This is a genomic window from Planococcus rifietoensis (assembly GCF_001465795.2).
GTDB classification, from domain to species: Bacteria; Bacillota; Bacilli; order Bacillales_A; family Planococcaceae; genus Planococcus; species Planococcus rifietoensis.
Genome location: NZ_CP013659.2, coordinates 2,761,527 through 2,785,863, shown reverse-complemented (window position 1 = coordinate 2,785,863; position 24,337 = coordinate 2,761,527). Strand labels below are relative to the sequence as shown.

The 24,337-nt window shown below is 50.0% G+C and carries 22 protein-coding genes; 14 read left to right on the top strand and 8 right to left on the bottom strand.

Annotated features, from left to right (window positions below; genetic code table 11):
* Nucleotides 1-126: 126 nt before the first annotated feature.
* On the bottom strand, nucleotides 127-903 hold the full coding sequence (locus tag AUC31_RS13735) for a potassium channel family protein (RefSeq protein WP_058382647.1): 777 nt from the start codon (nucleotides 901-903) through the stop codon (nucleotides 127-129).
* A 96-nt stretch (nucleotides 904-999) separates the two neighbouring features.
* Here AUC31_RS13735 and AUC31_RS13730 point away from each other — a divergent pair, with 96 nt between their 5' ends.
* From AUC31_RS13730 to abc-f, 3 genes are all read left to right on the top strand, one after another.
* Nucleotides 1,000-1,662, top strand: coding sequence for an HAD family hydrolase (locus AUC31_RS13730; protein ID WP_058382648.1), 663 nt, complete (start codon nucleotides 1,000-1,002; stop codon nucleotides 1,660-1,662).
* A gap of 93 nt (nucleotides 1,663-1,755) precedes the next feature.
* Nucleotides 1,756-1,890 carry a hypothetical protein gene (locus tag AUC31_RS17995; protein ID WP_257721097.1) on the top strand — a complete coding sequence of 45 codons (135 nt, stop codon included), beginning with the start codon at nucleotides 1,756-1,758 and terminating at the stop codon, nucleotides 1,888-1,890.
* A gap of 94 nt (nucleotides 1,891-1,984) precedes the next feature.
* Entirely contained in the window at nucleotides 1,985-3,607 is a 1,623-nt protein-coding gene (gene abc-f / locus AUC31_RS13725; protein ID WP_058382649.1) for a ribosomal protection-like ABC-F family protein, read from the top strand.
* 53 nt (nucleotides 3,608-3,660) lie between these two features.
* Here the strand turns inward: abc-f and AUC31_RS13720 are convergent, their stop codons facing one another.
* Nucleotides 3,661-4,266 (bottom strand): hypothetical protein, encoded by a 606-nt coding sequence (locus AUC31_RS13720; protein WP_058382650.1) that lies wholly within the window; start codon nucleotides 4,264-4,266, stop codon nucleotides 3,661-3,663.
* Nucleotides 4,267-4,381: 115 nt separating this feature from the next.
* On the opposite strand from AUC31_RS13720, the gene AUC31_RS13715 reads away from it, so the two are divergent.
* The 4 genes from AUC31_RS13715 (at nucleotide 4,382) to AUC31_RS13700 (ending at nucleotide 7,531) form a co-directional block, all read left to right on the top strand.
* A complete protein-coding gene (locus AUC31_RS13715; RefSeq protein ID WP_058382651.1) occupies nucleotides 4,382-4,768 on the top strand; it encodes an RDD family protein in 387 nt (128 codons plus the stop codon).
* A 137-nt stretch (nucleotides 4,769-4,905) separates the two neighbouring features.
* Nucleotides 4,906-5,841, top strand: a complete 936-nt coding sequence (locus AUC31_RS13710; protein ID WP_058382652.1) for a response regulator transcription factor — start codon at nucleotides 4,906-4,908, stop codon at nucleotides 5,839-5,841.
* A 137-nt stretch (nucleotides 5,842-5,978) separates the two neighbouring features.
* On the top strand, nucleotides 5,979-6,824 hold the full coding sequence (locus AUC31_RS13705; protein ID WP_058382653.1) for an ABC transporter ATP-binding protein: 846 nt from the start codon (nucleotides 5,979-5,981) through the stop codon (nucleotides 6,822-6,824).
* Nucleotides 6,821-7,531 carry an ABC transporter permease gene (locus AUC31_RS13700; RefSeq protein ID WP_058382654.1) on the top strand — a complete coding sequence of 237 codons (711 nt, stop codon included), beginning with the start codon at nucleotides 6,821-6,823 and terminating at the stop codon, nucleotides 7,529-7,531. The genes AUC31_RS13705 and AUC31_RS13700 overlap by 4 nt, the downstream gene beginning before the upstream one ends.
* A gap of 74 nt (nucleotides 7,532-7,605) precedes the next feature.
* On the opposite strand, the gene AUC31_RS13695 is transcribed toward AUC31_RS13700, so the two are convergent.
* Nucleotides 7,606-8,886, bottom strand: a complete 1,281-nt coding sequence (locus AUC31_RS13695; protein ID WP_083509190.1) for an alpha/beta hydrolase — start codon at nucleotides 8,884-8,886, stop codon at nucleotides 7,606-7,608.
* A 419-nt stretch (nucleotides 8,887-9,305) separates the two neighbouring features.
* On the opposite strand from AUC31_RS13695, the gene AUC31_RS13690 reads away from it, so the two are divergent.
* On the top strand, nucleotides 9,306-10,364 hold the full coding sequence (locus AUC31_RS13690) for an LLM class flavin-dependent oxidoreductase (RefSeq protein ID WP_058382655.1): 1,059 nt from the start codon (nucleotides 9,306-9,308) through the stop codon (nucleotides 10,362-10,364).
* 48 nt (nucleotides 10,365-10,412) lie between these two features.
* On the opposite strand, the gene AUC31_RS13685 is transcribed toward AUC31_RS13690, so the two are convergent.
* The 3 genes from AUC31_RS13685 to AUC31_RS13675 all read right to left on the bottom strand — a co-directional run bounded on the left by AUC31_RS13685 (nucleotide 10,413) and on the right by AUC31_RS13675 (nucleotide 14,644).
* Nucleotides 10,413-13,586 (bottom strand): bifunctional diguanylate cyclase/phosphodiesterase, encoded by a 3,174-nt coding sequence (locus AUC31_RS13685; RefSeq protein ID WP_058382656.1) that lies wholly within the window; start codon nucleotides 13,584-13,586, stop codon nucleotides 10,413-10,415.
* Nucleotides 13,587-13,742: 156 nt separating this feature from the next.
* Entirely contained in the window at nucleotides 13,743-14,042 is a 300-nt protein-coding gene (locus AUC31_RS13680) for a hypothetical protein (protein WP_058382657.1), read from the bottom strand.
* A 95-nt stretch (nucleotides 14,043-14,137) separates the two neighbouring features.
* Nucleotides 14,138-14,644, bottom strand: coding sequence for a DinB family protein (locus AUC31_RS13675; RefSeq protein ID WP_058382658.1), 507 nt, complete (start codon nucleotides 14,642-14,644; stop codon nucleotides 14,138-14,140).
* Nucleotides 14,645-14,775: 131 nt separating this feature from the next.
* Here AUC31_RS13675 and AUC31_RS13670 point away from each other — a divergent pair, with 131 nt between their 5' ends.
* A complete protein-coding gene (locus tag AUC31_RS13670) occupies nucleotides 14,776-16,137 on the top strand; it encodes a hypothetical protein (RefSeq protein WP_058382659.1) in 1,362 nt (453 codons plus the stop codon).
* A 1,577-nt stretch (nucleotides 16,138-17,714) separates the two neighbouring features.
* Here the strand turns inward: AUC31_RS13670 and AUC31_RS13665 are convergent.
* Nucleotides 17,715-18,698: a class F sortase gene (locus tag AUC31_RS13665; protein ID WP_058382660.1), complete on the bottom strand. Its 984-nt coding sequence runs from the start codon at nucleotides 18,696-18,698 to the stop codon at nucleotides 17,715-17,717.
* A gap of 381 nt (nucleotides 18,699-19,079) precedes the next feature.
* Between AUC31_RS13665 and AUC31_RS13660 the strand changes: the two genes are divergently transcribed.
* From AUC31_RS13660 to AUC31_RS13640, 5 genes are all read left to right on the top strand, one after another.
* A complete protein-coding gene (locus AUC31_RS13660) occupies nucleotides 19,080-19,658 on the top strand; it encodes an RNA polymerase sigma factor (protein ID WP_058382661.1) in 579 nt (192 codons plus the stop codon).
* A complete protein-coding gene (locus tag AUC31_RS13655; RefSeq protein ID WP_058382662.1) occupies nucleotides 19,639-20,388 on the top strand; it encodes an anti-sigma factor in 750 nt (249 codons plus the stop codon). The genes AUC31_RS13660 and AUC31_RS13655 overlap by 20 nt, the downstream gene beginning before the upstream one ends.
* A 243-nt stretch (nucleotides 20,389-20,631) precedes the next feature.
* Nucleotides 20,632-21,540: an SDR family NAD(P)-dependent oxidoreductase gene (locus AUC31_RS13650; protein WP_058382663.1), complete on the top strand. Its 909-nt coding sequence runs from the start codon at nucleotides 20,632-20,634 to the stop codon at nucleotides 21,538-21,540.
* Nucleotides 21,541-21,557: 17 nt separating this feature from the next.
* The gene (locus tag AUC31_RS13645) at nucleotides 21,558-22,445 is read left to right on the top strand and encodes an SDR family NAD(P)-dependent oxidoreductase (protein WP_058382664.1); all 888 of its coding nucleotides are present in this window, start codon (nucleotides 21,558-21,560) and stop codon (nucleotides 22,443-22,445) included.
* Between the two features lie 150 nt (nucleotides 22,446-22,595).
* Complete coding sequence (locus tag AUC31_RS13640; protein WP_058382665.1) at nucleotides 22,596-23,234, top strand: Yip1 family protein; 639 nt, start codon at nucleotides 22,596-22,598, stop codon at nucleotides 23,232-23,234.
* A gap of 45 nt (nucleotides 23,235-23,279) precedes the next feature.
* Here AUC31_RS13640 and AUC31_RS13635 read toward each other — a convergent pair whose 3' ends face one another.
* Nucleotides 23,280-24,110: a DUF2382 domain-containing protein gene (locus tag AUC31_RS13635; RefSeq protein WP_058382666.1), complete on the bottom strand. Its 831-nt coding sequence runs from the start codon at nucleotides 24,108-24,110 to the stop codon at nucleotides 23,280-23,282.
* Between the last annotated feature and the right edge of the window lie 227 nt (nucleotides 24,111-24,337).

Here is a 24,337-nt window from a genome sequence, read left to right as displayed (position 1 = left end):
CATCCACAGAGACTCATGCAGAAAGGGAAGAAGCTATTCATGCTTCTTCCCTTTTTTTCATCGTGATGCAGGATATGGATTGAGCACAAACGGAAAGCAGTCATGAACTGCTTTCCGTTTTTTCGATTATATCGTCTCAGAAAAGATGGAATTGACGGCCATCTTGGCGATAGTGCCGTTGGACATGATGAATTTATCGACTTTGACATGAGAAAAGTTCGGAAGATGTTCTTCGCGCTCGACTTCGACAGTCGTATAGACGCCGGGTGACATCCGTTCGACGGCCGTGGCGATCAGTAATGATTTTCCGTCTGTCAGCATTTGGTCCTCGATGCGGTCATCCGCAAAAATTAAAACCGCTTTCGCCTGCTGGACGTTCGCTTGCCTCAATACTTCTTCGTGGGTGGCATTTCCCCTGACGTAATGAACCCTTGAATTGAGCTCTTTTGCCTTTTCCAACCGGTCGATGACTACGATCTCAGTTTGCGTATCTTGTTTCAAAATTTCATTGATCGCATTTTCCGCTTTGTATGACCAGTCAATGATGACGATATGGTTGCGTCCTTTATACATTAACTCACCTCTTTCTTTCATTCTTCTATGTAAGGATAGGCTTTCGATCGCTTTTCCGATAAACGTTGCAAACAAGCCGATGCCGACGATGTACAAAAAAACGATAGTGAAAATTCGTCCGCCGAACGTCACGGGATAGAGGTCGCCGTAGCCGACGGTCAAAATCGTCGTCATGGTGAACCATAAGGCGTCCGTGTAACTGGCGAACGTTGACGGTTCGATTGCCGTCATCATGAATGTGCTGAAGGCAATTAAAATAATTGTGCTCATGGTGAGCAGCAACCAGGACAGGCTGGTCACTTGCAGGTAGAGCCGACGAAGGATAATCAAGTGTTTCCCTCCTTTTTTCTTCAGTATACATGGAGTATGCAACGCAGTGGACATCTATTTCGTTATACAAGGAATAACGAAGATGGGGGAGAGTCAATGAAAGCAATCATTTTTGATATGGACGGCACCTTGTTCCAGACCGGCACGATTTTGGAGCAGTCGTTGGAAGAAGCATTCGCGGTTCTTCGCGAACGAGGCGAGTGGCAAGGCGCGGCGCCAATCGAAGCGTACCGAAACATCATGGGTGTGCCGCTGCCGGCAGTATGGGAAGCGCTGTTGTCGGAAAAGTCCGACGAGACGAAGCGCGAGATGGATGCGTATTTCCTTGAACGATTGATCGCAAATATCACTGAAGGCAAAGGGGAGGTTTACCCTGACGCTAGGAGAGTGTTAGCTGAACTAGCTGCAGAAGGCTACCGCATTTTCATTGCCAGCAATGGACTGGTGCGCTATTTGGCGGCGATTGTTGAGCATTACGGCTTGAATGAGTGGGTGACGGAGACGTTCAGCATCGAACAAGCCATTTCGTCTGACAAGGCTGAACTCGTGCGCATGATCAAAGTGAAATACGGCGTGACAGAAGGGGCAGTTGTCGGAGACCGCTTGTCCGACATCCGCGCGGCAAAAGCGAACGATTTGTTGGCGGTCGGCTGCCGCTTTGATTTTGCGCAGGAACAGGAACTGAAAGAAGCAGACGCGGTGATTGATGGCTTGGCGGAACTTACAGCTGTGTTGAGCCACGCACAGGTCAAGGGATAATCAACGAATTGACAGAAATAGCGCATTTGGATATTCCTTTCCATGAAGAGATGTGGTAATATTGAGACAATTAAACGAAACGGAGGTGAAAAGATGGAGAAATGTGCTGCGGTGATGGGTGTGAAAATGGAGGAAGCTTTGTATTTCACACGTGTCATTACGTTTGATTTGACGCCGACGGGAGAAGTCTGTCCTTTTTTAGTCAATTTCAAAATCACGCGCAGCTGATATCTGACATTCTTTTCACTATTAGAGAAGACTGCCCGGTATGGGGCGGTCTTTTTTTGTACCGATTTTCAGCTGCGTCCTGGAGGCGTAAACGATGCAAATCACAGCACAACAACTGACGAAATCTATCGGCGGCAATGAAATCTTCACCAATCTATCGCTCGAGATCAATGAAAAAGACCGGATCGCCGTCGTCGGCCGCAACGGCTCGGGCAAAACGACTTTATTCCAGCTGCTGGCGGGACTGGAAGAACCGGACGACGGAACGATCATCCGGACGAAAAACACCCAGATCGGCTATCTGCACCAAATTCCGAACTACCCGGGATATAGCGTGTACGAAGTCTTGAACGAAAGCTTCAGCGAATTGCACGGAATCGAGAGGCGGCTTAGCGAACTGGAAACCCAGCTGGCAAACGGTGCGGACGAACGGGTACTCCGGCAATACGGCGAGCTGCAGGAGCAGTTTATGGAAGCCGGCGGTTATGAAACCGAATCCAAGATTGCAGCCGTGGCGAACGGCCTTGGCGTCGCGCATCTGACGGGGCAGCGGTTTGATTCGCTGAGCGGCGGCGAGAAGACGAAAGTGATGCTCGCGCAGCTCATTTTGCGCAAGCCTTCCGTTCTGCTTCTTGATGAACCGACGAACCATTTGGATCTGTCGGCGATCGAATGGCTCGAACATTACTTGGAATACTACAGCGGCACGGTCGTCGTCATTTCGCATGACCGTCAGTTCCTCAATAACGTCGTGCACAAAGTCTATGAAATCGAAGACGGCGAGATATGGGAAAGCAAAGGCGATTACGATGCCTATTTGCGCAACAAGCAGGCGAAGATGGAGCAGCAATTTGCGGCGTATAAAGAACAGCAGAAGAAGATCCAGAAGATCAAGGAATCCATACGCCGCCTGCGCCAATGGGCGAACGAAGCCTCGCCGCCGAATCCGGATTTGTTCCGCAAAGCGAAAATGATGGAGAAGATGCTCGAGCGCATGGAAAAAGTGAAGCGCCCGGCAGCGGAAAAGGCGATGAAGTTGAAGCTGCAAGCCAACGACCGCAGCGGCAAAAGGGTATTTGAGCTGCAGGATGTGTTCCACGGCTTCGGCGATGAAGTGCTGTTTGCCGATGTCGAGCTGTCCGTCTACTGGCAGGACCGCTTAGCGATCGTCGGCGACAACGGCACCGGCAAATCGACTTTGCTGAAGATTTTACTGGGTGAGGTCGAACCGGTCGGCGGGGAAGTGCGCCGCGGCAGCAATGTCAAAATTGGCTATCTCGCCCAGCAGTTTGAGGCGTTCGACGGAGAGGCGCGCGTTATCGAAGCGTTCCGTGACAAGTTGTCGATAACAGAAGGCGACGCCCGCCATTTGCTCGCACAATTCCTGTTCTATGGCCACGACGTCTTCAAGCGCGTCAAGGATCTGAGTGGCGGCGAAAAAATGCGTTTGCGTCTCGCGCAGCTCATGCAAGAAGACTGCAATGTGCTGATATTGGATGAACCGACCAACCACCTCGACATCGAATCGCGTGAAGTGCTCGAGGAAACCTTGAAGGAGTTCAACGGCACGATCATCGCCATCAGCCACGACCGTTATTTCCTGCAGAAGCTGTTCACGAAAGTTGCTTGGATTGAAGACCAAACCCTCACCTTGCATGAAGGTTCGTATGAATGGGCATCGGAAAAGCAGAAAAACGCTGACGGCATCCTGCAATGATCAAGTGAAGTAACGAACAAAAAACGTTCCCGGCATTATGCCAGGAACGTTTTTTATTGTGTTTTATTTGAATTACGGTTAAACAATAATACCAGTATCGGCCCGACTACCGGCAATAAAGCCAATTGCTTGAAGTTCGCGTCTGGCAAGAATCGGTAGGTGGCGTAGACCGACAATCCCCACAGCACGAACCAGTCGATGGTCATGACGGATACCAAACTCGAAGTCTGGAACGCTTCCGCGTAAGCTTGTGGCGAAAAGCCGCGGAAGACGGTGAGGAAATTGATGATGCTGATGGCGGCGACAAAGATCAGCCATGCTTTCGAGCGCAGGATTCGGTGCAGCCAATTCGGCCCGCGGCGCTTTTTCTCTGGCGGCTTGTCGCCGAATGCGAAATACGGCAATAGCGAGAACGCCCCGACGCCGAACGACACGAGCGCAAACGGCCACGCCGGCCAGCGGAAGCGGTCATTCGGCACAAGAAGCGTCAAAAAGACGAGCGGGAAGATGCCGAGCGAGTTGAAGATAGCGAGTATGAGCGGGTCGACCCCTTCCCAATCGCCCATGAGAAGCGGGCCGAACTCGATGCCGCCGGAACCCGAAGGCGCGAAAAAGACAGCGTATGCAATCATCATCAGCCAAATCACTAGAAATGCCATGCGTGTCACCCCGTTTTCCTTGGTTTTTCCTTATCATAACGCATCCAGCTCCGGCTGTCTTTACGGAGTCCATTCAGTATAATGGAAAGAGACGGAAAATCAGGGAGGAATGGGAATGGATAAGCTATTGAAAAAACGCGGCAAGGCACTTGCCATCGACGTGATGGTTTCTGCAGCAGTAACCGCGGCAGTGGAGCCGCTACTGCGGAAAAAGTTCAAACAAGAGTGGGTCCATGCGCTCGTGACCCCAACTGCAGTATTCTGGGGGCTTGAATATGCGCAGCTGAAGACGTGTGGGCAGACAGTCGGCCACAAAGCAGCCGGCATCAAAATCGAAAATGCAGAAGGCGGCGAACTGACGGGCGAACAGATCCTGAAGCGCGTGGCACACCGCGATTCGGTGATGACGCTGCAGTGGTTCAACCAACGCGGGCAGGACATGGGGGCGCAAATGCCGCATGACCGATACGCCCACACCTTAGTGCGTGAACTCGATAACTAACCAATGAGGCGGCATCCAATGGGGTGCCGTCTTTTGTATGGTATAAAAAACACAATTTCTGAAAATGAAACTGTCTCTAGCGGCAAAAGAAAGGTTACAATAATTGTAAGAATCTTTTCGTGAGGTAGGAGGAGACTATGAACATTCGAGAAATGAGCCTAAACGGACAGAAAATCATCCCGTCGCTGGAATTGAACATGGAGAAAGGCAAAGTACTGGGCATCCAGACCAATGTCCAGCGCAAGAAAATCCTCCTGGCCCAATTTGCTGAGCGGGGAGATGCCTATTTGTCATTTGCGGAACAAGGCGAATACACCCGTTTGACCGTCGAGGAATTGCTGCGCTTTATGAAGTCGCTCAGCGGCCACGACACACCGGTCCGCTCAATGCTTCAGCTGTTTCAATTAGGCGAATACCAGAAAGTGAGAATTGCCGATTTGCCGGCCTCGAAGAAAATCTATTTGTCCTTGCTGCGCGTTTATTACGCACAGCAGCCGATTATCGTCCTGGAGGAGCCGTATTTTCAGCTCGAGGAACCCGATCAATTGGCATTTAAGCGGCTGTTGGAAGAATTGTCGGAAGAAAAACAGATCCTGATTCTCACTGCCAATTTGGAAGATGCGCTGATCAGCTGCGATGCTATTTACCGTTTGGATGAAGCGGGGTTGCATCTATTGGATATAACGGATGCTGAAGATGAAGCGGAAAATGCTCACGAAACCGGCGAAGCGGAGTTCAAGATCCAAAAAATCCCGACGAAAAAGAACGATAAAACCATTCTGTTCAACCCACCGGAAATCGATTATATCGAAAGCATCAATAGCTCGGCCGTGGTGCATGTGGCAGGGGAGACCTATACGTGCGCACTCACCTTGGCGGAATTGGAAGACAAACTCCAGCATTACGGATTTTTCCGCTGCCACCGCTCGTATATCGTCAATCTACAAAAAGTGCGGGAATTGATCACGTGGACGAAAAACAGCTATAGTCTGCGTTTGACGACCGGAAAAGATTCCGTCGTGCCGCTGTCGAGGACGAAATTAGCCGAATTAAAAGAGCTGCTGAACATTTAATTTCCCGGGAAATAATCACCGAATCACGGATTTTACGGTACAGTTCGGCCGGGAAATGGTACATATTAGCGGAATCACAAAGCGTCTGCTCCTTTTTCTTACTATGCTGGTGTTATCAACGAAAAGGAGTGGCACACATGAATGCAATTTCCGTACAGAATATCCAAAAAGCATTTGGCGGCAATATGGCTTTAAAAGATGTATCTTTCGAAATTCCGAAGGGAGAGATTTTCGGCTTTCTTGGGCCGAGCGGTTCCGGAAAAACGACCTTGCTCAAGATTTTGACTGCCCAATTAGAAGCGACGGACGGGCATGCTGCTGTCATGGAGATGCCGTCCAGAATGATGCAAAAAACAGCTCAGAAACGGCGCTTCGGCATTTTAACTGACAATAGCGGCTTGTATGAACGGTTATCTATTGAAGAGAATCTGGATGTGTTTCGGCGTTTATATGGTTTACCCAAATCGTCCATTGACCAAGTGCTCCATTTCGTCAATTTGAATGCCGACCGCAAAAAGCGGGTCAGTGTGCTGTCGAAAGGGATGCGCCAGCGCGTCACGTTGGCGTGCGCAATTATCCACGAGCCGGAATTGCTGTTTTTGGATGAGCCGACGTCCGCGCTCGACCCGGTCAACACGGCGCATATCCATAAAGGCTTGCGCTATTTGAATGAACGGGGGACGACGATCTTTTTGACGACCCATGATATGACGGAAGCGGAAACGCTGTGCGAACGCGTAGCGATTTTACACAAGGGAGAGATTCGTGCAATCGGGGCCCCTGATGAATTGAAAAGAACGCATCGCGACGGCACACTCACTGTGGAATTGACATCGGGAGAAAAAGAGCGCCTGTCGATGGACGAAGATTCAGCAGCGGCCATCGCCGGATGGATGAGCCGCGGGCAAATCGACCGCATGTATACGAATGAGCTGAGCCTGGGCGATATTTTCATCAAACTGACAGGGAGTGAATTGGTATGAACGTATCACTAAAACGCATCCAAGCCATTTTTATCAAAGACTACAAAGAATTCTCGAGAAACTATGCGGTGTCGATCATGATCGTGTTCCCCATCGCCTTTGCGCTCCTGTACCGGACAGAAGCGGGCGAGCAGGCGGCGATTTACGCGTTCATCCTGAATTTTTCGCTGGCGATGCTCACCAGTTTCGTGCAGGCGTGTTTGATCGCGGAGGAGAAAGAGCGCAATACGCTGCGTTCGCTCATGATGACCCCGGCTTCAATGCTCGATGTGCTGATTGGCAAAAGTGCGCTCGTCTTCCTGATTTCAGCGGCTGTATTGGCGTTCACCACCTATTTATTCGGCTACGAGACCTCCAATGTGATGCTGCTCGCGGCAGCGCTTGGGATTTCCATCCTGCTTTATACAGCTATCGGGACGATTTGTGGCTTGTACTCAAAGACGTTGCTGGAAGCCTCGCTATCGGTTTTTCCGGTATTGATCATCTTTACGGCCGGGCCATTTGCGTTGGCGTTTGAAGAACAGTATCCGTTTTTGGAAGTGCTACGCTATTTGCCGAGCAGCCAATTGAGCGAGTTACTGGTGGCGATGGAAGTTGGAGCGGCTGCTGGGGAACTCGCGAGACCGTTTATCATTATCTCGGTATGGACAGTGGTACTGACCATTATTTCGTTTGTCCTTTATAAAAAGCGCTTGATGGACCAATAAAAAATCCGGCTGAACCGAAAAGTTCAGCCGGATTTTTTATTGGTTATTTTTAAGGCAAGGTCCGTTGCGTAGGATCAGTTTTTCAAAAACTCCGCAATTCGATCGACCAAACCATCTACAAGCGGCAATTCGGGGTCGGAGTAAGCCGCCATATTCGCATCTTGGTCATCCGGTACGGATTTCAATACGTGGTTCATGCCGTCGACAATCAATAGTTCGGAACCGGATTTCGCTTCGTGCAGCAGTTCCGCATCCCGTGCCGGCACTTGCAAATCGCGTGTGCCGCCAACAAACATTGCCTGTGCATCGAGTTTTTCGACTTGTTCGATCGGGTCATACGCCATCCACGACTGCAGGTACGGCTGAACGGATGGCCGGAAGATTTGCTGCAGTTCCGGGCCTACGTCGTCCACCGTTTCGCCTTGTGCGAGTTGTTCGAGAATCGCATCCGCTTCCTCCCGTTGTGCGGCCGGCAAAGTGCTGAGCTGCTCTCTTAACAGTTCATCCGCTGTTCTCCCGACGCCGGTCAGCGATACATAGGAATCGACGCCTTCTTGATTGGCGGCAACAAGGCCGACGAGCGCGCCTTCGCTATGGCCGATGACCGCGACATTCGTAAAGCGCTCATCTTCTTTGGCTAAGCGAACCCAAGCCGCGGCATCTTCTACATAATCGTCAAAGCGCAGTTCGGACTCATTTTTTGCGAGTGCCGCATTGTCGCCGACACCCCGTTTGTCGTAGCGGATCACGGCGATGCCCTTGGCTTTCAATTCTTCAGCGAGCATCTTCAAGCTATTGTTTTTGCCGGTGAGCGTCAGTGAGTTGCCGTCTTTATCGGTCGGTCCGGAACCGGCGATCAATATCGCTGCGGGGTGGGGCCCGTCCGTTTCCGGAATTTCTTCGAGCGCTTGCATCATGCCGCCCTCGACTGCCGTTTCGATGATTTTCTCGGGATCGGCGGCTTGTTCTTTTTCGCCGCGCTCGAGTTCAAACGGGAAGTTTTGGTTTTGCTGCGTCATCTGGCCGGTGATTTTTTCTGCGTTCAATTTACCTTCGAACACTAACCGTTCGCCTTGTATGGTGGCGTCAAAAGCCACTTCCGGCTCATTAAACTTAACTGTCGACAAGGGATAATTTTCAATGCCTTGCAGCGGAATGCTCAAACTGCCTTCGTCTCCAGCGAATTCAATTGAAAACGGGATCGGCTGTCCTGGAATTTCAATCGCGCCTTGCCAAAATCCATCGATTTTCGAATCCGTTTCGCTTTCTGCCGTGTCTTCGTTGTCAGTGCCGGAACATCCGGCAGCGAGCAGGATTCCTGCAAACACCAATGCGGCGGCTGTCCATTTTTTCATCTGTTGGCCTCCTAATGCTATAACTTTGAGTTTGTTTTACAACGAATAGAATATTAGAGATTAAAGAGTGGAGGGCGGCGACTCCTAAGGGAGCAGTGACGGAGCACAGCGAAGGAGCGACATGAGTCTGGAGACCCCGCAGGAAATAAATGGACGAAGCAAAGCTGAGCACATTTATTTGCGTCGCATCTGCTGTGCAGATGTGAAAGCACACGGTTTTCGTAGCGACCGAGGAGGCTCCAGCCATGCCCGCGGAAAGCGTCCGCCCAGAACGAGTTTAAGTTTTTCACTAATATACACTTCACTAGAAGAACCCTATTTTCCTCCCTCTTTTCAGCCGAATGAATGATTTCCACACCGTCGTGCGTACCGTTATACTGAAAAGGATTGGGAAAACGCAAGGCGAAAGGACGGAGAACATGGAACAATACCGCATCAATCCGAACAACGGCCTCGAGTTCGGCATCTATACACTCGGCGATCATCTGCCAGACCCACATACAGGAAAACGGCAATCGGAAGGGGAGCGGGTCCGCGAAATCATCCGCTTCGCGCAGCTTGCCGAACAGGCAGGCGTCGACTTTTTCAGTGTTGGTGAAAGCCATCAGGAATATTTCGCTACGCAAGCGCATTCGGTTGTCCTATCGGCGATTGCACAGGCAACTAAAAAAATCAAAATCTCAAGTTCTTCAACGATTATTTCCACCTCGGACCCAGTGCGTGTCTTCGAGGATTTTGCGACGATCGATTTGATCTCGGAAGGGCGCGCGGAAATCATTGCGGGACGTGCATCGCGTGTCGGGCTGTTCGATTTGCTTGGCTACGACATCCGCTATTACGAAGAATTGTATGAAGAAAAATTTAAGCTGCTGCTTGAAATCAATGAGCAGGAAACCGTCAACTGGAATGGCCGCTTCCGCGCATCGCTAAAAGATGCCCAGATTTTACCGCGGCCGGAACATGGGCGGCTGCCGATTTGGCGCGCTGTCGGAGGACATCCGTCAAGCGCCGTCAAAGCGGGACATGCCGGTGTGCCGATGATGCTCGCAACGCTCGGCGGACCTGCGGAAACGTTCAAAATGACCATCGATGCTTACCGAAATGCCGCGACGGAAGCTGGGCACGACGCTTCTCAATTGCCGGTTGCGACGGCTGGATTCTTCAACGCCGCCGAGACGACGCAGCAAGCGCTCGCGGAATATTATCCACATGTGGATAAAGGGATGGTCAAAACCAACGGCCGCGGTTATCCACAAGAAGCGTTCCAACACGGCGCGACGAAAGAAAGCGTCATGAATATCGGGAGCCCCCAGCAAATCATTGAGAAGATTCTTTACCAGCACGAACTTTACGGCCATCAGCGCTATATCGCACAAATGGATTTTGGCGGCGTGCCGATGGAGCGCCTTGAGCGCAATTTGGAGTTATTGTCGACGGAAATCTTGCCGGCAGTGCGCAAATACACGCGCAACGATTAACAGGACACATAAAAAGGCGCGCAGCCGTATAAGCTGCGCGCCTTTTGGTTATTCCAAGAGCTTCGCCGGGGTGCTTGCCCCCACATACTCCGACTCGTTGAGAAACGCATCGAGCTTTTCTGGCGGCAGCGGCCGGCTGAACAGATAGCCTTGCCCAAGTATGCCGAAGGGCTGCAAGAGTTCTGCCTGTTCTTCGAGTTCGATGCCTTCGATGACGATGCGGGCATCGAGATTTTTTCCGACTTCGATGATGGCGGCAAGGATAAACAAATTGCGCCGGTTGATGAGCACTTCATCAATTAAGGACTTGTCGATTTTCAAGGTGTCGATTTCGATATTTTTTACGACGTTGAGCGAAGAATAACCAGCGCCGAAATCGTCGATGGCAATGCGCAGCCCGAGTTCTTTTAGCTCGCAGATGATGCGTGCGGACTGTTCGATATCGAGCATGACGCTTTCGGTGATTTCGATTTCAAAGCGGCCCGGGTCGACCTGTTCCTGTTCGAAAATGGCGCGCACTTTTTCACTGAAGTCCGGATCCTTGAATTGTCGAGCTGAGACATTGACCGAGATTTTTTCCGCAGCGTGCCCGAGTGCACAAAATTCTTTGCTGTCGCGGCAGGCTTGGCGGAGGGTCCATTCGCCGATCGGCACGATAAGTCCGGTTTCTTCAGCGATCGGGATGAATTCCGACGGCGGTACATTGCCGAATGGCGATTGCCAGCGTAAAAGAGCCTCGTAGCCGATCACTTTACTGTTCGCTAAATTTACTTGCGGCTGGTAATGAAGTGAGAATTGTTGTTCGTCGAGCGCTTTTTTCAGCGCCTGCTCCATTTGACTTTTGCGCATCATCTGGCTGTCAAGTTCATGGGTAAAGAATTGTACGTTGTTTTTGCCGTTTTGCTTGGCGGAATACATCGCAAAATCGGCTTCTTTGATCAGTTCTTCGCCGTCGCTTTCGCAGCCGGTCTGCACGGCGATGCCGATGCTCAAGGTTACGGAAAATTCCTGCCCAAGCAATTGCACTGGCTCACGCATCATTTGCAGAATTGTCTCGGCCAGCGCATGGGCTTGTGGTTCGGTCGTGTTTTCCGAGACGATGATGAACTCATCGCCTCCGAACCGTGAAATCGCGTCATTCGGCCCTAGGCAGGAATGGATGCGGTTGGCGACAATTTTCAGGAATTGGTCGCCGCCGAAATGCCCTAGCAAGTCATTGACGCTTTTGAAATCGTCGAAATCGACTAGCAAGACAGCGATTTTTTGCTGTTGTTCTTCTGTTCTCGACAGCACTTCGCGAATGTTTTGGTAGAACCAGTGGCGATTTGGAAGCCCAGTGAGCTGATCCGTGAACGCCAAGCTGTTGATTTTCTGTTCGGTCGATTTTTTCTCGGTAATGTCCCGAACGATTGCGAAGACGCCATCGATTTCACCGTTTCTGCGTTTCGGCACCGCGTTGATATCGACTTCGATGATATCGGCATCTTTGCGTATGATGCGCTGTTCGAAATTGACCGCCTCGCCAGAAAGCGCCAGTGCGAAATAGCTTTGCACGCGCTCGAGGTTCTCCGCGATGAGCGGCGTGAAATCGATGCCAATCAATTCCTCGCGGGTATAATCGCTTAACTCTTCGGTCATCCCATTGGCGTTGACAAAACGTCCGTTGATGTCCATTTCAAAAACGGCATCAAGGTTGTAATCGAACAATGAACGGTATTTCTCTTCACTTTCCGCTAACAGCGCCAAGGCTCTTTTTTCCGCTGAGATATCTTTGACGATTCCATAAACCCCTGTAACCACTCCATCAGTCAGGATTGGCATATGAGTCACACGCAAGGAAATGCGGCGTCCGGATTTTTGAATGCCGATTATTTCATAATGTTGAGTAATGCCTTCAAGCGCAAGCCAGAATTTCACTCTAGTTGCATCAAGTTGTGCTTCTTCAATCAGTTCACGCAATGGAACTGAAATGAGCTCGTCGCTGCTATAGCCAAGCAAACGTTCAAAGGAGTCATTCATATCAATGAATTTGCCTTCGATATCCATGGAGAATATCCCATCCGGATTGTTATGGAAGAGCGATTCATAGCGTTGGCGATTGTATTCAAGTTCGCGTGTCACTTTCTTTTGTTCCGTAATATCCCGAATCAATAGCTGGACGGCTGCAGCACCTTCAAACTCGATTCCCATGCCAGTCACTTCAACTTCATGCCGCACGCCCTTTGGAGTTACCCATAATTGTTCGGCAGGCGGAGTGCTGAGCCCCTGATTCATGGAAGCGATGCGCAATTTCGCTATTTCATGATATTCGGGATGGACATAGTCGAGCACGGCGGTTCCAATCAATTTATCTGCGTCGGGCTCATCAAACATTTTCAGGCAAGCTTCGTTCACATACAGTAGCTTGCCGCCGCTATGAATGGCAATCGCCTCAGGAGACATTTCCGCAAGCCTGCGGAATCGTCGTTCACTTTCACGGATTTTACTTAAATAGCGCTGTTCGTTGATCAATTGTTTACGGTCGAGGTAAGCCAAATAACCAGCAATCGCCAGCAGCAGCAAAATCAGTGATGGCACTACAAAAGCGATACTGAGGCTCGTGAAGGAAGCTGCATTCGTTGGGAAAGTCGAGTAGCGAATCGCCAGCAATCCGCAGTAATGGACGGTGGAGATCATGACGCCGAGAATGAGGGCGCTGGCCATTTTTCTGCCGGCCGTAACATAACGTGCACGATTGCGCGCGAATGTCCAAGTGGCGGCGATGGAAAGGCCGAATGCCAATAGAATGGACAAGATAAACGGCCATAGATGGAATTCAAGGTCGCCCGGAACTTGTGCAGCTGCATTTCCGATATAATGCATGAACAATACACCGGCCCCTATAGACATACCGCTGAAAGATAATTGAATCTTGGTCGGCTGAGAAGTGCATAATACATAAAAGGCTGGATAGACGGCACCGACCACACCAATTAGAGAAATTCCTAATAAGACCGGGTCGTACTGCACAGGAGAAGTGGATTGATAAGCCACGATGCCGATAAAGTGCATCGAAAAAACGCCTATGCTGAAGACGAGTGAGCCCCCTGCGACCCACCACAACGGATGGGTGCGGCTGCGGTCGGCGATGCGGCCGATCAGCAGAAGGGCGATATAGGAAGCGGCGATGGCTGTCAAGACGGAAAATGCTATAAACACCAAGCGCGCAAATTCGAGAGGCATAGGGGAACAGTCCTTTCGCGATCAGATTATGGGGCTATTATACCCCAGCTAAGCAGTACGAAAGTACAGAAAAAATACCCATAAAGCTTATATTTAAAAGAAATTTATGGCAATAAATAAAAATAAAGCGTCTATGAAATAGTAAAAGATGGCTAATCAATTATCGCCGCGGTTGCGCATATAATCGATGGCATTGGTGATTTCTTTGACCACTTCCATTTTCGTACCGGTTCCTTGGATGCGGCGGCACCAGATGAACGCAGAAACAGCTGTGGCAGGGGGATGTTCAATGACGAGGATGTCGTAAGGCGGGCCGTCAGTTCCTCTCGTAGGAACAAAATAAGCCGAGTATAGCGTCGTCTCCACAACTACGCGGCGCACGGGATAGTCCTCACCGAGTGTATCGGGATTTACTTCTTTGATGCGCGACAGGTCGGGCTGGTTCAATGTAGACATTTACTAACACCTGGCTTTCTCTGGAATTTCGAATGGGTCTTTGTCCATACCCGAAACCGGAAATTTATAAGCGAAGCGATGCGGGTTTCGGGTTTTTATTCGAACAATGCTATTTTTGGATCTTTGCCGAGGCTGTGGACGATCATCGAATGCAGTTGGCCGCGGTGGTGAGTGAGGTGGACGAGCGTTTCGAGCAGCCATTCGAAGCGGCTGTAACTGACACCCCAATAGGCGGTATGGATTTCTTGGAGTTGGCTTTCATCTAATGGAAGGTAACTGTTTTTGAGCTGTTCGAAGCTGTGTGCCAATTCGGTAATGGCTTGTTCTTTCGACTTTGGCGTATTGGAACTGTAAAATGCGCTCATCTCGGTTTCGGAGGCCCCGTTTGCAATGCGCAGGTCTGCTTCACAGATGAGCGCGATATGGCCGATGAGTTCGCCGATCGAAAATTTTCCGTCAGTCGGCCGCATTTCCCAAACGCTTTCTTCTATAGAAGAGATCAATTCGCTGGTCGATGTGACGATCAGTTCCAATTGATGAAATACCTGTTCGCAATAAATCTGCATGCGCGTCGCCCCTGTCCGTTCATTTTCATCTAGCATAGCATTAATGACTTCTGTGAAATTAATGGATTCTGGCAATTTAAAAAGTTTTTTTAAAAAAAGTGATCTAAACTGATCTCCCTTCCGTTGAGCAAGTAGAACACTAAAAAACAACTGAGGAGTGATGGATGATGAAAATGAATAAATTGTTGGTGGCACTGCCACTAAGCTTATCCCTACTTGTACCGACAGCAGCACTTGCAGACAGCCACGGAGGAGGACACGGTGAATCGACTCAGCAGATGGAGGCGCCGACAGCAACGAAAGCGGCAGAACTTCGCATCGCGCTTGATACGGTATTAACTGAGCATGCTTTCCTCGCAGTTGAAGCAATGCGTAAAGGTGTGGACGGAGCAGAAGATTTCGACCAGGCGTCCGGCGCATTATTGGCAAACGCTGAAGACTTGAAAGCGGCAGTCGCTTCAGTCTATGGTGATGAAGGCGCAGAACAATTCGATGCTATCTGGCAATCACACATTGGCTATTTCGTTGATTATGTAACAGCAACGGCAGAAGGCAATGAAGAAGGCAAAGAACAAGCACTGGCTGAATTGGAAGAATACAAAGTTGAGCAAGCAAAATTCTTTGATACTGCTACTGAAGGACGTTTGTCTGAAGAAGCAGTCGTAGAAGGACTTGATGTCCACGTCGATCAATTGATCGGTGCATTTGATGCATATGTAGAAGGTGACTTCGAAACAGCTTATGAGTGGGAGCGCGAATCCATCCACCACATGAGCATGTTCGCTGAAACTTTGTCGATTGCAATCACGGACCAGTTCCCTGAGAAATTCGATAACACAAACCCGGATACGCCGGCAGTTGATCTACGTGCAAGCTTGAACACAACGTTCACAGAGCATGCTGGGCTTGCGGCAATGGCTATGCAAGACGGCGCTGATGGAGCGGAGAGCTTCGACCAGGCAGCTGGCGCACTTTTGGCCAACGCAGATGACCTTTCTGCAGCAGTCGGTTCAGTTTACGGCGAAGAAGCCGGCGCACAATTTGAAGAAACGTGGAAATCTCACATCGGCTACTTTGTCGACTATGTGACAGCCACTGGTGAAGGCAATGAAGAAGGACAAGAACAAGCACGTGCTGAATTGGATCAATACATCGTGGACCAAGCAGCATTCTTGGAATCAGCAACTGAAGGCCGTATCCCGGCTGATGCACTTGAAGAAGGTTTGACAGCGCACGTTGAACAATTGCTGACAGCATTCGATAGCTACGTTGCTGGAGATTACGAAACAGCTTACGCTTCGATCCGTGAAGCATACGCACACATGACAATGCCAGCAGCTGGATTGTCTGCAGCGATCACTGACCAATTCCCAGAACAGTTCGGTGAAGCGGAAATGCCATCTGAAATGCCTTCAACAGGAATGGGCGGCATGAGCGCGAACTCAACAGCTCCTTACCTATACGTATTGGCTGGACTATTGCTTGCAGCATTGATCACGACAGTTGCTGTACGCACAAGAAAACAATAATAGCGAGATGATTTTGAAAGCCGGAGAGGGTTGAACCTCTCCGGCTTTTTTTGTCGTGAAAAATAGGGTGGGAAATTTTCTGGGTTCTTTTTCAATCAATTTGCCGGCTAGTGGGGGAATCGCTTCCCGAGTCTAGTGTGTAATGAGATAGCGAGGGTTTGCTTGTGGAATTGTTCCGATATTCTATTAAAGTGTCATCTGAGTTGTCGCCGCCCGGCTTTGGGTTAGCCTCTTGCCATAAGCCAAGAAGAGCACTTGTCTTACGGCATCGGCTCACCCTTGGCGCTCGGCGGCTAGGAGATTTGATTGTGTGCAGATCGTTCAATCGGATTTGCTTCTTTAGTCAGTTGCCGGCTAGTGGGGGAATCGCTTCCCGATTCTAGTGTGTAATGAGATAGCGAGGGTTTGCTTGTGGAATTGTTCCGATATTCTATTAAAGTGTCATCTGAGTTGTCGCCGCCCGGCTTTGGGTTAGCCTCTTGCCATAAGCCAAGAAGAGCACTTGTCTTACGGCATCGGCTCACCCTTGGCGCTAGGCGGCTGGGAGATTTCGTTGATTCTGGTGCGTTTAATCTGATCCGCTTCTGCATGGGATTGCCGGCTAGTGGGGGAATCGCTTCCCGAGTCTAGTGTGTAATGAGATAGCGAGGGTTTGCTTGTGGAATTGTTCCGGTATTCTATTAAAGCGTCATCTGAATAGTCGCCGCCCGGCTTTGGGTTGGCCTCTTGCCGTAAGCCAAGAAGAGCGCTTGGCTTACGGCATCGGCTCACCCTTGGCGCTAGGCGGCTGGGAGATTTGATTGTGTGCAGATTGTTTAATCGGATTTGCTTCTGTATGGGATTGCCGGCTAGCGGGGGAATCACTTCCCGAGTCGAGCATATGGGAGGCATGCGAGGGTTGACGGTGAAATTGTTTTTATGTTCTGTTCGAACTTCACTTGAGTAGTCGCCGCCGTGCTTTGGGTTGGCCTTCCGCAATAAGCCAGGAAGAGCGCCTGTCTTATTGCATCGGCTCCCCCTTTTACGCTCGGCGGCTGAGAGATTTCATCGAAAGTGGTGTGATTAGTTGGGGCTATTTCTGTAACTAGTTGCCGGCTAGCGGGGGAATCGCTTCCTGAGATGTTGCGTCTGATAAACCGGTTCTTGGATAGGTTATGCTTGCTTGTTGGTTTGCTTAGTGAGTGGAGACATATGACACTTCATTCTTCGGCCTATTTCAAGTAAGCAACAGAATAGGATGCGTTTTCACAGGATAATTTAAAAGGACTGAAGAAACGATCTTCCACTTTAAAACTAGAGACGGAGTGGAAGGGGGCTGACGCCTGTGGGACCGCGCGGGCTGGCGAGACAAACGTGCCACGCTCTTTGGCACATTGGCCGGGCACCCGCCCCATCCCCGGGCAGCTGAAAGCGCGACGTCCTGTCGCATCAGCTGCATGACTCGCATCCTGCGAGCCCCAAGCAGCCCCCTGCAACGCAGTCGAAAAGCGGAAGCTTTCCAATAGCTTCTCTTTATTTCACAAGTCCTGTCTTACATAAAAATCCCCCTGCCCGGCATGACCGGACAAGGGGATTCGCTATTCTTCAGGTATATAAGCTTTCTTGGATTCTTTTAAGTCGACGTTGACGGCTACGACGTAATAGCGCTTCGATTCGTCAGCTTCAAGCGGAATGCTTTTGCGTTCGAATAGCGAGACTGTCGCCAGCTGTTCGGATTCGCCGCTCTCGAGATCTTCTTCGTAGACGCGGTAGCCGATGACTGCATCGTCGCGTACGGCATGCCATGACAAGCTAGAAGCGGTCAGTTTCAAATTGTCTGGCGCATCGGGTGCCTGTTCTTTCATCGCGGAATCGGAAATGAGTTCGGCTGAGACGACGAGGCGTTCTTCGTGTGAGCCGATGTCGCGGTTAAAGTCACCGGTACAGGTGATCAGGTTGACCATGCGCTGGTCCGAACGGCCGAAGATTTCTTCGACTGGCGCTTCGTCCGTGATGTAACTCGAGGTGCCGCGAACTTCGAACACCATTTCGCGCCCGTCTGCATCCGTTAGCGTGAATTGATCGCCTTTTTCCAGCTGATCCAATTCATAAAACACTGCAGGACCGGTAAGGCTGTCGACATGGCCTGCGAGTACAGCGTTTCCTTCTGCACCAGCCTTAAAGCCTGGTTCAAACCAGCCGACTTGATCGACATCTTCGGGTACGCCCATCTCGCCGTTATCCAAGACGCCGGTTTCTTCAATCGCCGCATCGACTCCTATGGAAGGAATCGAAATGCGAGCGGGCTTCATGCCTTCAAGATTGTCCAGCCGCTCTTGGCGCAGTTCAGACAGCTTTTCTTGCTGTGCCGGACGCACCGGGAATTCGGCGATTTTGTCCTTGTATTGCGTATCGAGCCGTTCGCTCGGTGTTTTCTGTTCAGCCGGTTTGGCTGCGGTCTGTACCGTCTCTTGTTGTTTAGTTTCAGGTTTTTCGGGATTATTTCCATTCAGTGGATCTAAAATGAAAAATAAGGTGATACAAAGCGCTGTGGCCAATCCCATGATTAAATATTGTCTCATCTGCACATCCACCTTTCGTGGTCCGATAATTGATTGCTTTATTCGTAACTAATAGCATGCGAGCGGATAAATAGGGCTTAAAAGTCCCTCTGGAATCCTTAAAGCATATAGTTCATTATTATAGTTCATATATAGTAATAACGGAAAAACCAACAATTTAGATCACTATAAGGGAAAGGGTTTTTTTGAAAAATTGACGAATCGTCAAGTTGCCCTTTTTTAGACACAATAGAGGCAAGAAGAGAAGAATAATGCAGTAAAAGTGAACTATTTCTGTATGTGCTGCGTTGGGTAAGTAATAACGAATTAGAGTCAAGCAACCTAAATGCTGCAGAGTATAGTAAGCTTAGTATACGAAATCTGTAACAAAGGGGACACGGCATGGAAAAAATTTCAGACGCATTGTTATACGAGCGCGTCAGGGGAAAAGATAAGGCTGCGCTCGAGGAATTGTACGACCGCTACGAGAAAATGCTGTTTTCCTATCTATGCAAAATGACGGGTGATCGTGATTTGGCAGAGGAAGCGCTGCAGGAAGTGTTCGTCAAAGTGTGGCGCGGGGTTGGCAGCTATGACGAAAGCAAAGGAAAGTTCGTGGCCTGGCTGGTGACGATGTCGCGCAACGCGGCAGTGGATTTGATCCGCAAACAGAAAAAACCTTCCGTTCCATTGGATGAAATCGCGGAAGTGGAAAGCACCGACTCTTCGGTTGAAGAAACGGCCGAATGGCAAGAGAAGAGCGAACAGATTCATCAAGCCGTCCGGCATTTATCGGAGGAACAGCAAAAAATGGTACATCTATTTTATTTCAAGGGCTACACGCATGAAACCATCGCAGAAAAATGCGGCATTCCGCTCGGAACCGTCAAGAGCAGGATCCGCTTGGCATTAAAGAAATTGAAGACATCCTTGCAAATGGTGCAGGAAGGGGGAGTTCTGGATGACAAACGTGAATTGTGATCAATTGATCGATTATTTGAATGGCACTTTGAATGAAGAAGAGCAAAAACAGTTTGAAGCACATTTAGCGGAGTGTCCGGAATGTCGTGACATCGTTGATGCGACAGGAGAACTCCCTTATCTTGCGGATCCGGTAGTACCGAATGCCGGCATGAAGGCGCGTATTTTGGATGCGGTCTTCGACGAGGAAGCGCAACAAACGCCTTTGGCAGAAGAGCCGAAAAAGCGTGATAGACCGGCCCCGCCTGCTCCTATGGCAAAGCGCGGGTTCAGAACATCAAAGTGGACACCGCTCGTCGCGGCGGCGCTGCTCGTCTCGCTGCTCGGAAACGCCTACGCGTTTTACGAACTAAGCGATCAGCCCGACGCTCCAGCAGCACCTGAAGTCGCTTTCGAAACAGTGGATTTGCAGGCAAGCGAAGCATTTGAGGGAACAGGAACAGCTGCCTTGGTCCATGAAGAAGGGGCATTGAATCTCTTAGTTCAGGCAAATCAATTGGAACCGACGAGCGGAGACCAAGTCTATCAAGTATGGCTATTGAAAGACGGCCAGCCGATTCCGACCGGTGCATTCACGCCGAGCCAGGAAAACGAAGGTGCGGTATTCTTCAGTCTCGATGAAAATACTGAAGGATGGGATACCATCGCAGTTACTTTGGAACCGAATCGCGGAAACGAGACGCCACAGGGCGAAGTCGTCCTGAGCGCAGCGATCGATCCAGAAGCTTAAATTTATCTCTGCGTCCATACAGGATATTGTACAAGAGCGGCACTTCTACAAGTGCCGCTCTTTTTCTATGGGAAAAATCCCGCGGAACCCTACCCTAACGTAGGTGTATAGAAGGGGAGTGAGAACAATAAATAAACCTTTAGAACTGTTCTTATCAACCGGTGTCTTAAAGCGTTTCCCATATGTTTAAAAGGGGTAAATGAATACAAAATTCTGCGCTTTTTTAAGAAGGAGGCGAGCACTGTGGGGGCAAAGCAGTCGAATCGAGGCAAAGTGGTGGTCATTACAGGAGCATCAAGCGGAATCGGCCGCGGACTGGCGGAACGTTTGGCCGGTCAACAAGCGAAATTGGTCATTGCTGCCCGCAGGACACGGCTGATTGAAGAGCTCGCGGATTCGCTCGGGCCATTGGTCATTCCGGTGACAGCCGATGTCAGCAAGGCCAGAGATGTAGAAAGTTTACACAGGGCGGCGATGAATAATTTCGGGCGCATTGATGTGTGGATTAATAATGCAGGGATCGGCGTGTATGGACCGTTTATCGATACCCCGCTGCGCGATTTGAACCGGACGGTGGAAGTGAATATGCTTGGCACGATTTATGGCAGCCATTTTGCGCTGCGCCGCTTCAAAGAGCAACAGTCCGGCATCTTGATCAATGTCTCCTCATTTGCGAGCAAGATTCCGATGCCTTACGGAGCTGCCTATACCGGCAGTAAATTTGGGGTCAGCGGCTTATCGAACGGATTGTACGAAGAGCTTCGGCTGGAAGACTATCCGGATGTCCATATCTGTTCGATCGATCCGTGGGTCACCGATACACCATGGACAGAACACGCGGCCAATTATTCAGGACACGAAATCCTGGTCGGGCCGCCGGACGACCCGGCCAAAGTGATCGATGCCATCCTTGGGTTGATCGATGAACCGAGAAAGACTTTGGAAGTCGGCAACAAGGGAAAAGCAGCAGCCATTTTCGGGCAGTTCCTTCCAGGAGTTGCGAAAGGGCTTGGCGGACAGGAACTCAAAGAGATGATTGAATCAGCGCCGGCTGCGGAATTGACTTCCGGCAGCTTGCACGAGCCGGTTGAAGAAGGGCGTGCGGTTTCAGGAGATTTGCGGGAACGCTTTGAACAACAAGAAGAGCAGTGAAGAAAGGGGGAGGCGGCATGGCACAGGAACAATCACGGCGCGGCAAAACGATCGTCATCACCGGCGCCTCCAGCGGGCTCGGCAAGGAAGTGGCACGGCAATTGGCGAAAGACGGCGCGAATCTGGTATTGGCAGCGCGAAGCACCGGCTTGATCGAAGCGCTTGCGAGCGAACTCGGGCCGAACGCCATTGCAGTGACGATGGATGTCAGCCGTGAAGCGGACGTCGCGTGGCTGTTCGAGGAAGCGCTGACCAGTTTCGGGAAAATCGATGTGTGGATCAATAACGCAGGGGTTGGTGTAATTGGCCCATTCACCGATATTCCGCTTGAAGACCTTGCGCGCATGGTGGAAGTGAATGTCAAAGGAACGGTCAACGGGAGCCATTTTGCGCTGCGCCATTTCAAGGAAATCGGCAGCGGCACCTTGATCAATATCGGCTCGGTGGCGAGCGATGTCGCATTTCCTTATTTCACCGGCTATAGCGCAAGCAAACATGCTGTTCTCGGTTTCAGTTCAGCGCTTAACGAAGAAATGAAACTGGAAGGGCATCAAGATATCCATGTTTGTTCAGTACTCCCTTGGGCGACAGACACGCCGTGGTTCGAACACGCTGGGAATTATTCAGGCAATGTGGTCGACATGAAACCGATGGATGATCCGATGCAGGCAGTCAAAGTCATCATCGATTTGATCGACGAACCGAAAGAAGTCGTCGAAGTCGGGCGGAAGATGAAAACCGTGCGCTTGCTGACGCGAATCGCGCCGAAGATGCTGGAGAAGCGCTCGGCAAGATTCGTCAAAATGAATTTAGAGAAAACGCCGCCTGAAGCACCGCATAGCGGAACGCTCTATGAACCTGGACAGTCAGCGAAAGAACCTGAAGACGGAAATCCGAAAGCTTAGGCAGCAGCTGCCTAAGCTTTTTTTAACGGCATGCAGTCCGTTATCTTTCTTCCAGTCATTTACAAGTATAGGAGAGTGTGATTAGATGGGAATAAAAGGGGGAAATATTCATGAGATATACAGAAAAAGGGAAACGAGGCGGGTTGCTGAATGAATGAGCCGACTGCGTACGCTGAATTGAATCCATTTACCGCCATCTGGACGCGCCCACGTGAGACGGTGCGCTATGTCATCGAAGAAAAAACTACCAGCTTTATCGTCTTACTGTTAGTGCTGGTAGGATTTGCAGGGGCGCTTTCCGGGGCTTCCGGTGGTGAGGAAATGTTTCCGGCCACAGGAGTGATTCTTGGCGCCTTACTGCTCGGGCCACTTTCTGCAGTCGCTGGGATCGCCATCATTTCCGGCATTTATAAGCTGTTGGGAAAATTATTCGGCGGCGTCGGGACGTATTCGGAAATGTTCCGTGCGGTCGTCACATCAAGCATTCCGCAAATTTGGCTATTGCCGATGTGGCTAATTTGGCTGCTCACATCACCGTCAACTTTCTATGCAGAAGTAGACCCCGCCATGTCAGAGCCTGACACGGGTCTCGGTATGGTAATCGGCTTTCTGCTGCTGGCAGCCGTGATTATCGTCGGCATTTGGACGTTTGTAATCCAGTGCAAAGCAGTTGGAGAAGCACAGCGATTTTCAGCTTGGAAAGGATTTTTCGTAATTGTGATCCCGTCCGTGCTGTTGGCAGTTGTCATCATTACCTTGTTAGCGATGTTCTTGTTTGCCGCATTTTAATTAAACACAAAAAAACGACCCCAAAATCTGGGGTCGTTTTTTTGTTTAAGGCTTTTCATAGCGCTGGACATTATTTTCATCAATATCAACTGTCTCACGCTGCACCGTTTCGCTGATATGCTTTGTCTCCTGGACTTTGCGTTTATGGACGATGATCTCCTCGCTGACATATTTCACTTTGCGCACTTCCAGGCGTTCTTCGATGACGGGAATATGCCAAAGGCCGTCTTTTTCGTAAGTCTCAGCGGAGTGGCCGCTCGCTTCATATTCCGATAGCTCCTGATTGACTGGGCGGCGTTCGACTTCGACTTCTTCCCGTTCATACGGAACATCAAGCGTCTGTTGTTCTTCAATGGTGTTCTTCCGGATATCGACACTTCCGGATTCGACCCATTTCTTATCGACCGCCAAGCGTTCTTCGTGAAGTTCCATCCGTTGTTCGTCGCTCAAATCAGGCGTTTCGGTTGTTGGCCGATCTTCTTGGGCACGCCCATTTCCAGATAAGCTGGCAGCGGCGGCATCGAAATTCTGGTAATTCATGCCGTATTCACTGTCTATATATAGAACGATTTTGCCGCTTTGGATTTGCTTATAGTACTCGTCCGCCTCAAAGTCGGAGAGGCCCATTTGCTTGAGCGCATCTTTTGTCGGGTCTTCGCCGGAAATGAACGATTTGAACTTGTCCATGAAATCGCCCTCGTCCGTATTTAAATGGACATCCGTCTGCCCTTGTACCATTTGCAGTTGTTGTCCGTTCAAAGCAACGACGTACATATCTTCTTCCTTATATCCTTGTGCTTTCAATTCACCTATCTCATGGATCACTTCCGCCTGCACATCAAACGTGCCGATCAATTTATGGCCGTGTTTTTGCATAATAGCATCCTCCTGTAAGGTCAATGTTTTGCCGTGTCTGCGTTATGGCTTATGTACCCGGAAAGCGAGAGTTCATAAACCTTGGCACAGCTTAGGAAATTTGAAGAAGAGGATAAGAGTCATGAATGAGAAGTTGAAGAAGAATCTGTGGAGTTATTAAATTATTGTTTAAATTGAAGTGGCGAAGAAGTATTTATGCCTACTAAAAAATATTTTTGTAAACCTAT

What these genes read in the sequence shown, in the direction of transcription:
- abc-f (WP_058382649.1), top strand. Translation starts at nt 1,985, where the DNA reads ATGCAAATCACAGCACAACAACTGACGAAATCTATCGGCGGCAATGAA.
- AUC31_RS13705 (WP_058382653.1), top strand. Translation starts at nt 5,979, where the DNA reads ATGAATGCAATTTCCGTACAGAATATCCAAAAAGCATTTGGCGGCAAT.
- AUC31_RS13665 (WP_058382660.1), bottom strand. Translation starts at nt 18,698, where the DNA reads ATGAGACAATATTTAATCATGGGATTGGCCACAGCGCTTTGTATCACC.
- AUC31_RS13720 (WP_058382650.1), bottom strand. Translation starts at nt 4,266, where the DNA reads ATGGCATTTCTAGTGATTTGGCTGATGATGATTGCATACGCTGTCTTT.
- AUC31_RS13730 (WP_058382648.1), top strand. Translation starts at nt 1,000, where the DNA reads ATGAAAGCAATCATTTTTGATATGGACGGCACCTTGTTCCAGACCGGC.
- AUC31_RS13670 (WP_058382659.1), top strand. Translation starts at nt 14,776, where the DNA reads ATGAAAATGAATAAATTGTTGGTGGCACTGCCACTAAGCTTATCCCTA.
- AUC31_RS13695 (WP_083509190.1), bottom strand. Translation starts at nt 8,886, where the DNA reads ATGAAAAAATGGACAGCCGCCGCATTGGTGTTTGCAGGAATCCTGCTC.
- AUC31_RS13685 (WP_058382656.1), bottom strand. Translation starts at nt 13,586, where the DNA reads ATGCCTCTCGAATTTGCGCGCTTGGTGTTTATAGCATTTTCCGTCTTG.
- AUC31_RS13680 (WP_058382657.1), bottom strand. Translation starts at nt 14,042, where the DNA reads ATGTCTACATTGAACCAGCCCGACCTGTCGCGCATCAAAGAAGTAAAT.
- AUC31_RS13655 (WP_058382662.1), top strand. Translation starts at nt 19,639, where the DNA reads ATGACAAACGTGAATTGTGATCAATTGATCGATTATTTGAATGGCACT.
- AUC31_RS13690 (WP_058382655.1), top strand. Translation starts at nt 9,306, where the DNA reads ATGGAACAATACCGCATCAATCCGAACAACGGCCTCGAGTTCGGCATC.
- AUC31_RS13645 (WP_058382664.1), top strand. Translation starts at nt 21,558, where the DNA reads ATGGCACAGGAACAATCACGGCGCGGCAAAACGATCGTCATCACCGGC.
- AUC31_RS13640 (WP_058382665.1), top strand. Translation starts at nt 22,596, where the DNA reads ATGAATGAGCCGACTGCGTACGCTGAATTGAATCCATTTACCGCCATC.
- AUC31_RS13675 (WP_058382658.1), bottom strand. Translation starts at nt 14,644, where the DNA reads ATGCTAGATGAAAATGAACGGACAGGGGCGACGCGCATGCAGATTTAT.
- AUC31_RS13660 (WP_058382661.1), top strand. Translation starts at nt 19,080, where the DNA reads ATGGAAAAAATTTCAGACGCATTGTTATACGAGCGCGTCAGGGGAAAA.
- AUC31_RS17995 (WP_257721097.1), top strand. Translation starts at nt 1,756, where the DNA reads ATGGAGAAATGTGCTGCGGTGATGGGTGTGAAAATGGAGGAAGCTTTG.
- AUC31_RS13710 (WP_058382652.1), top strand. Translation starts at nt 4,906, where the DNA reads ATGAACATTCGAGAAATGAGCCTAAACGGACAGAAAATCATCCCGTCG.
- AUC31_RS13700 (WP_058382654.1), top strand. Translation starts at nt 6,821, where the DNA reads ATGAACGTATCACTAAAACGCATCCAAGCCATTTTTATCAAAGACTAC.
- AUC31_RS13715 (WP_058382651.1), top strand. Translation starts at nt 4,382, where the DNA reads ATGGATAAGCTATTGAAAAAACGCGGCAAGGCACTTGCCATCGACGTG.
- AUC31_RS13635 (WP_058382666.1), bottom strand. Translation starts at nt 24,110, where the DNA reads ATGCAAAAACACGGCCATAAATTGATCGGCACGTTTGATGTGCAGGCG.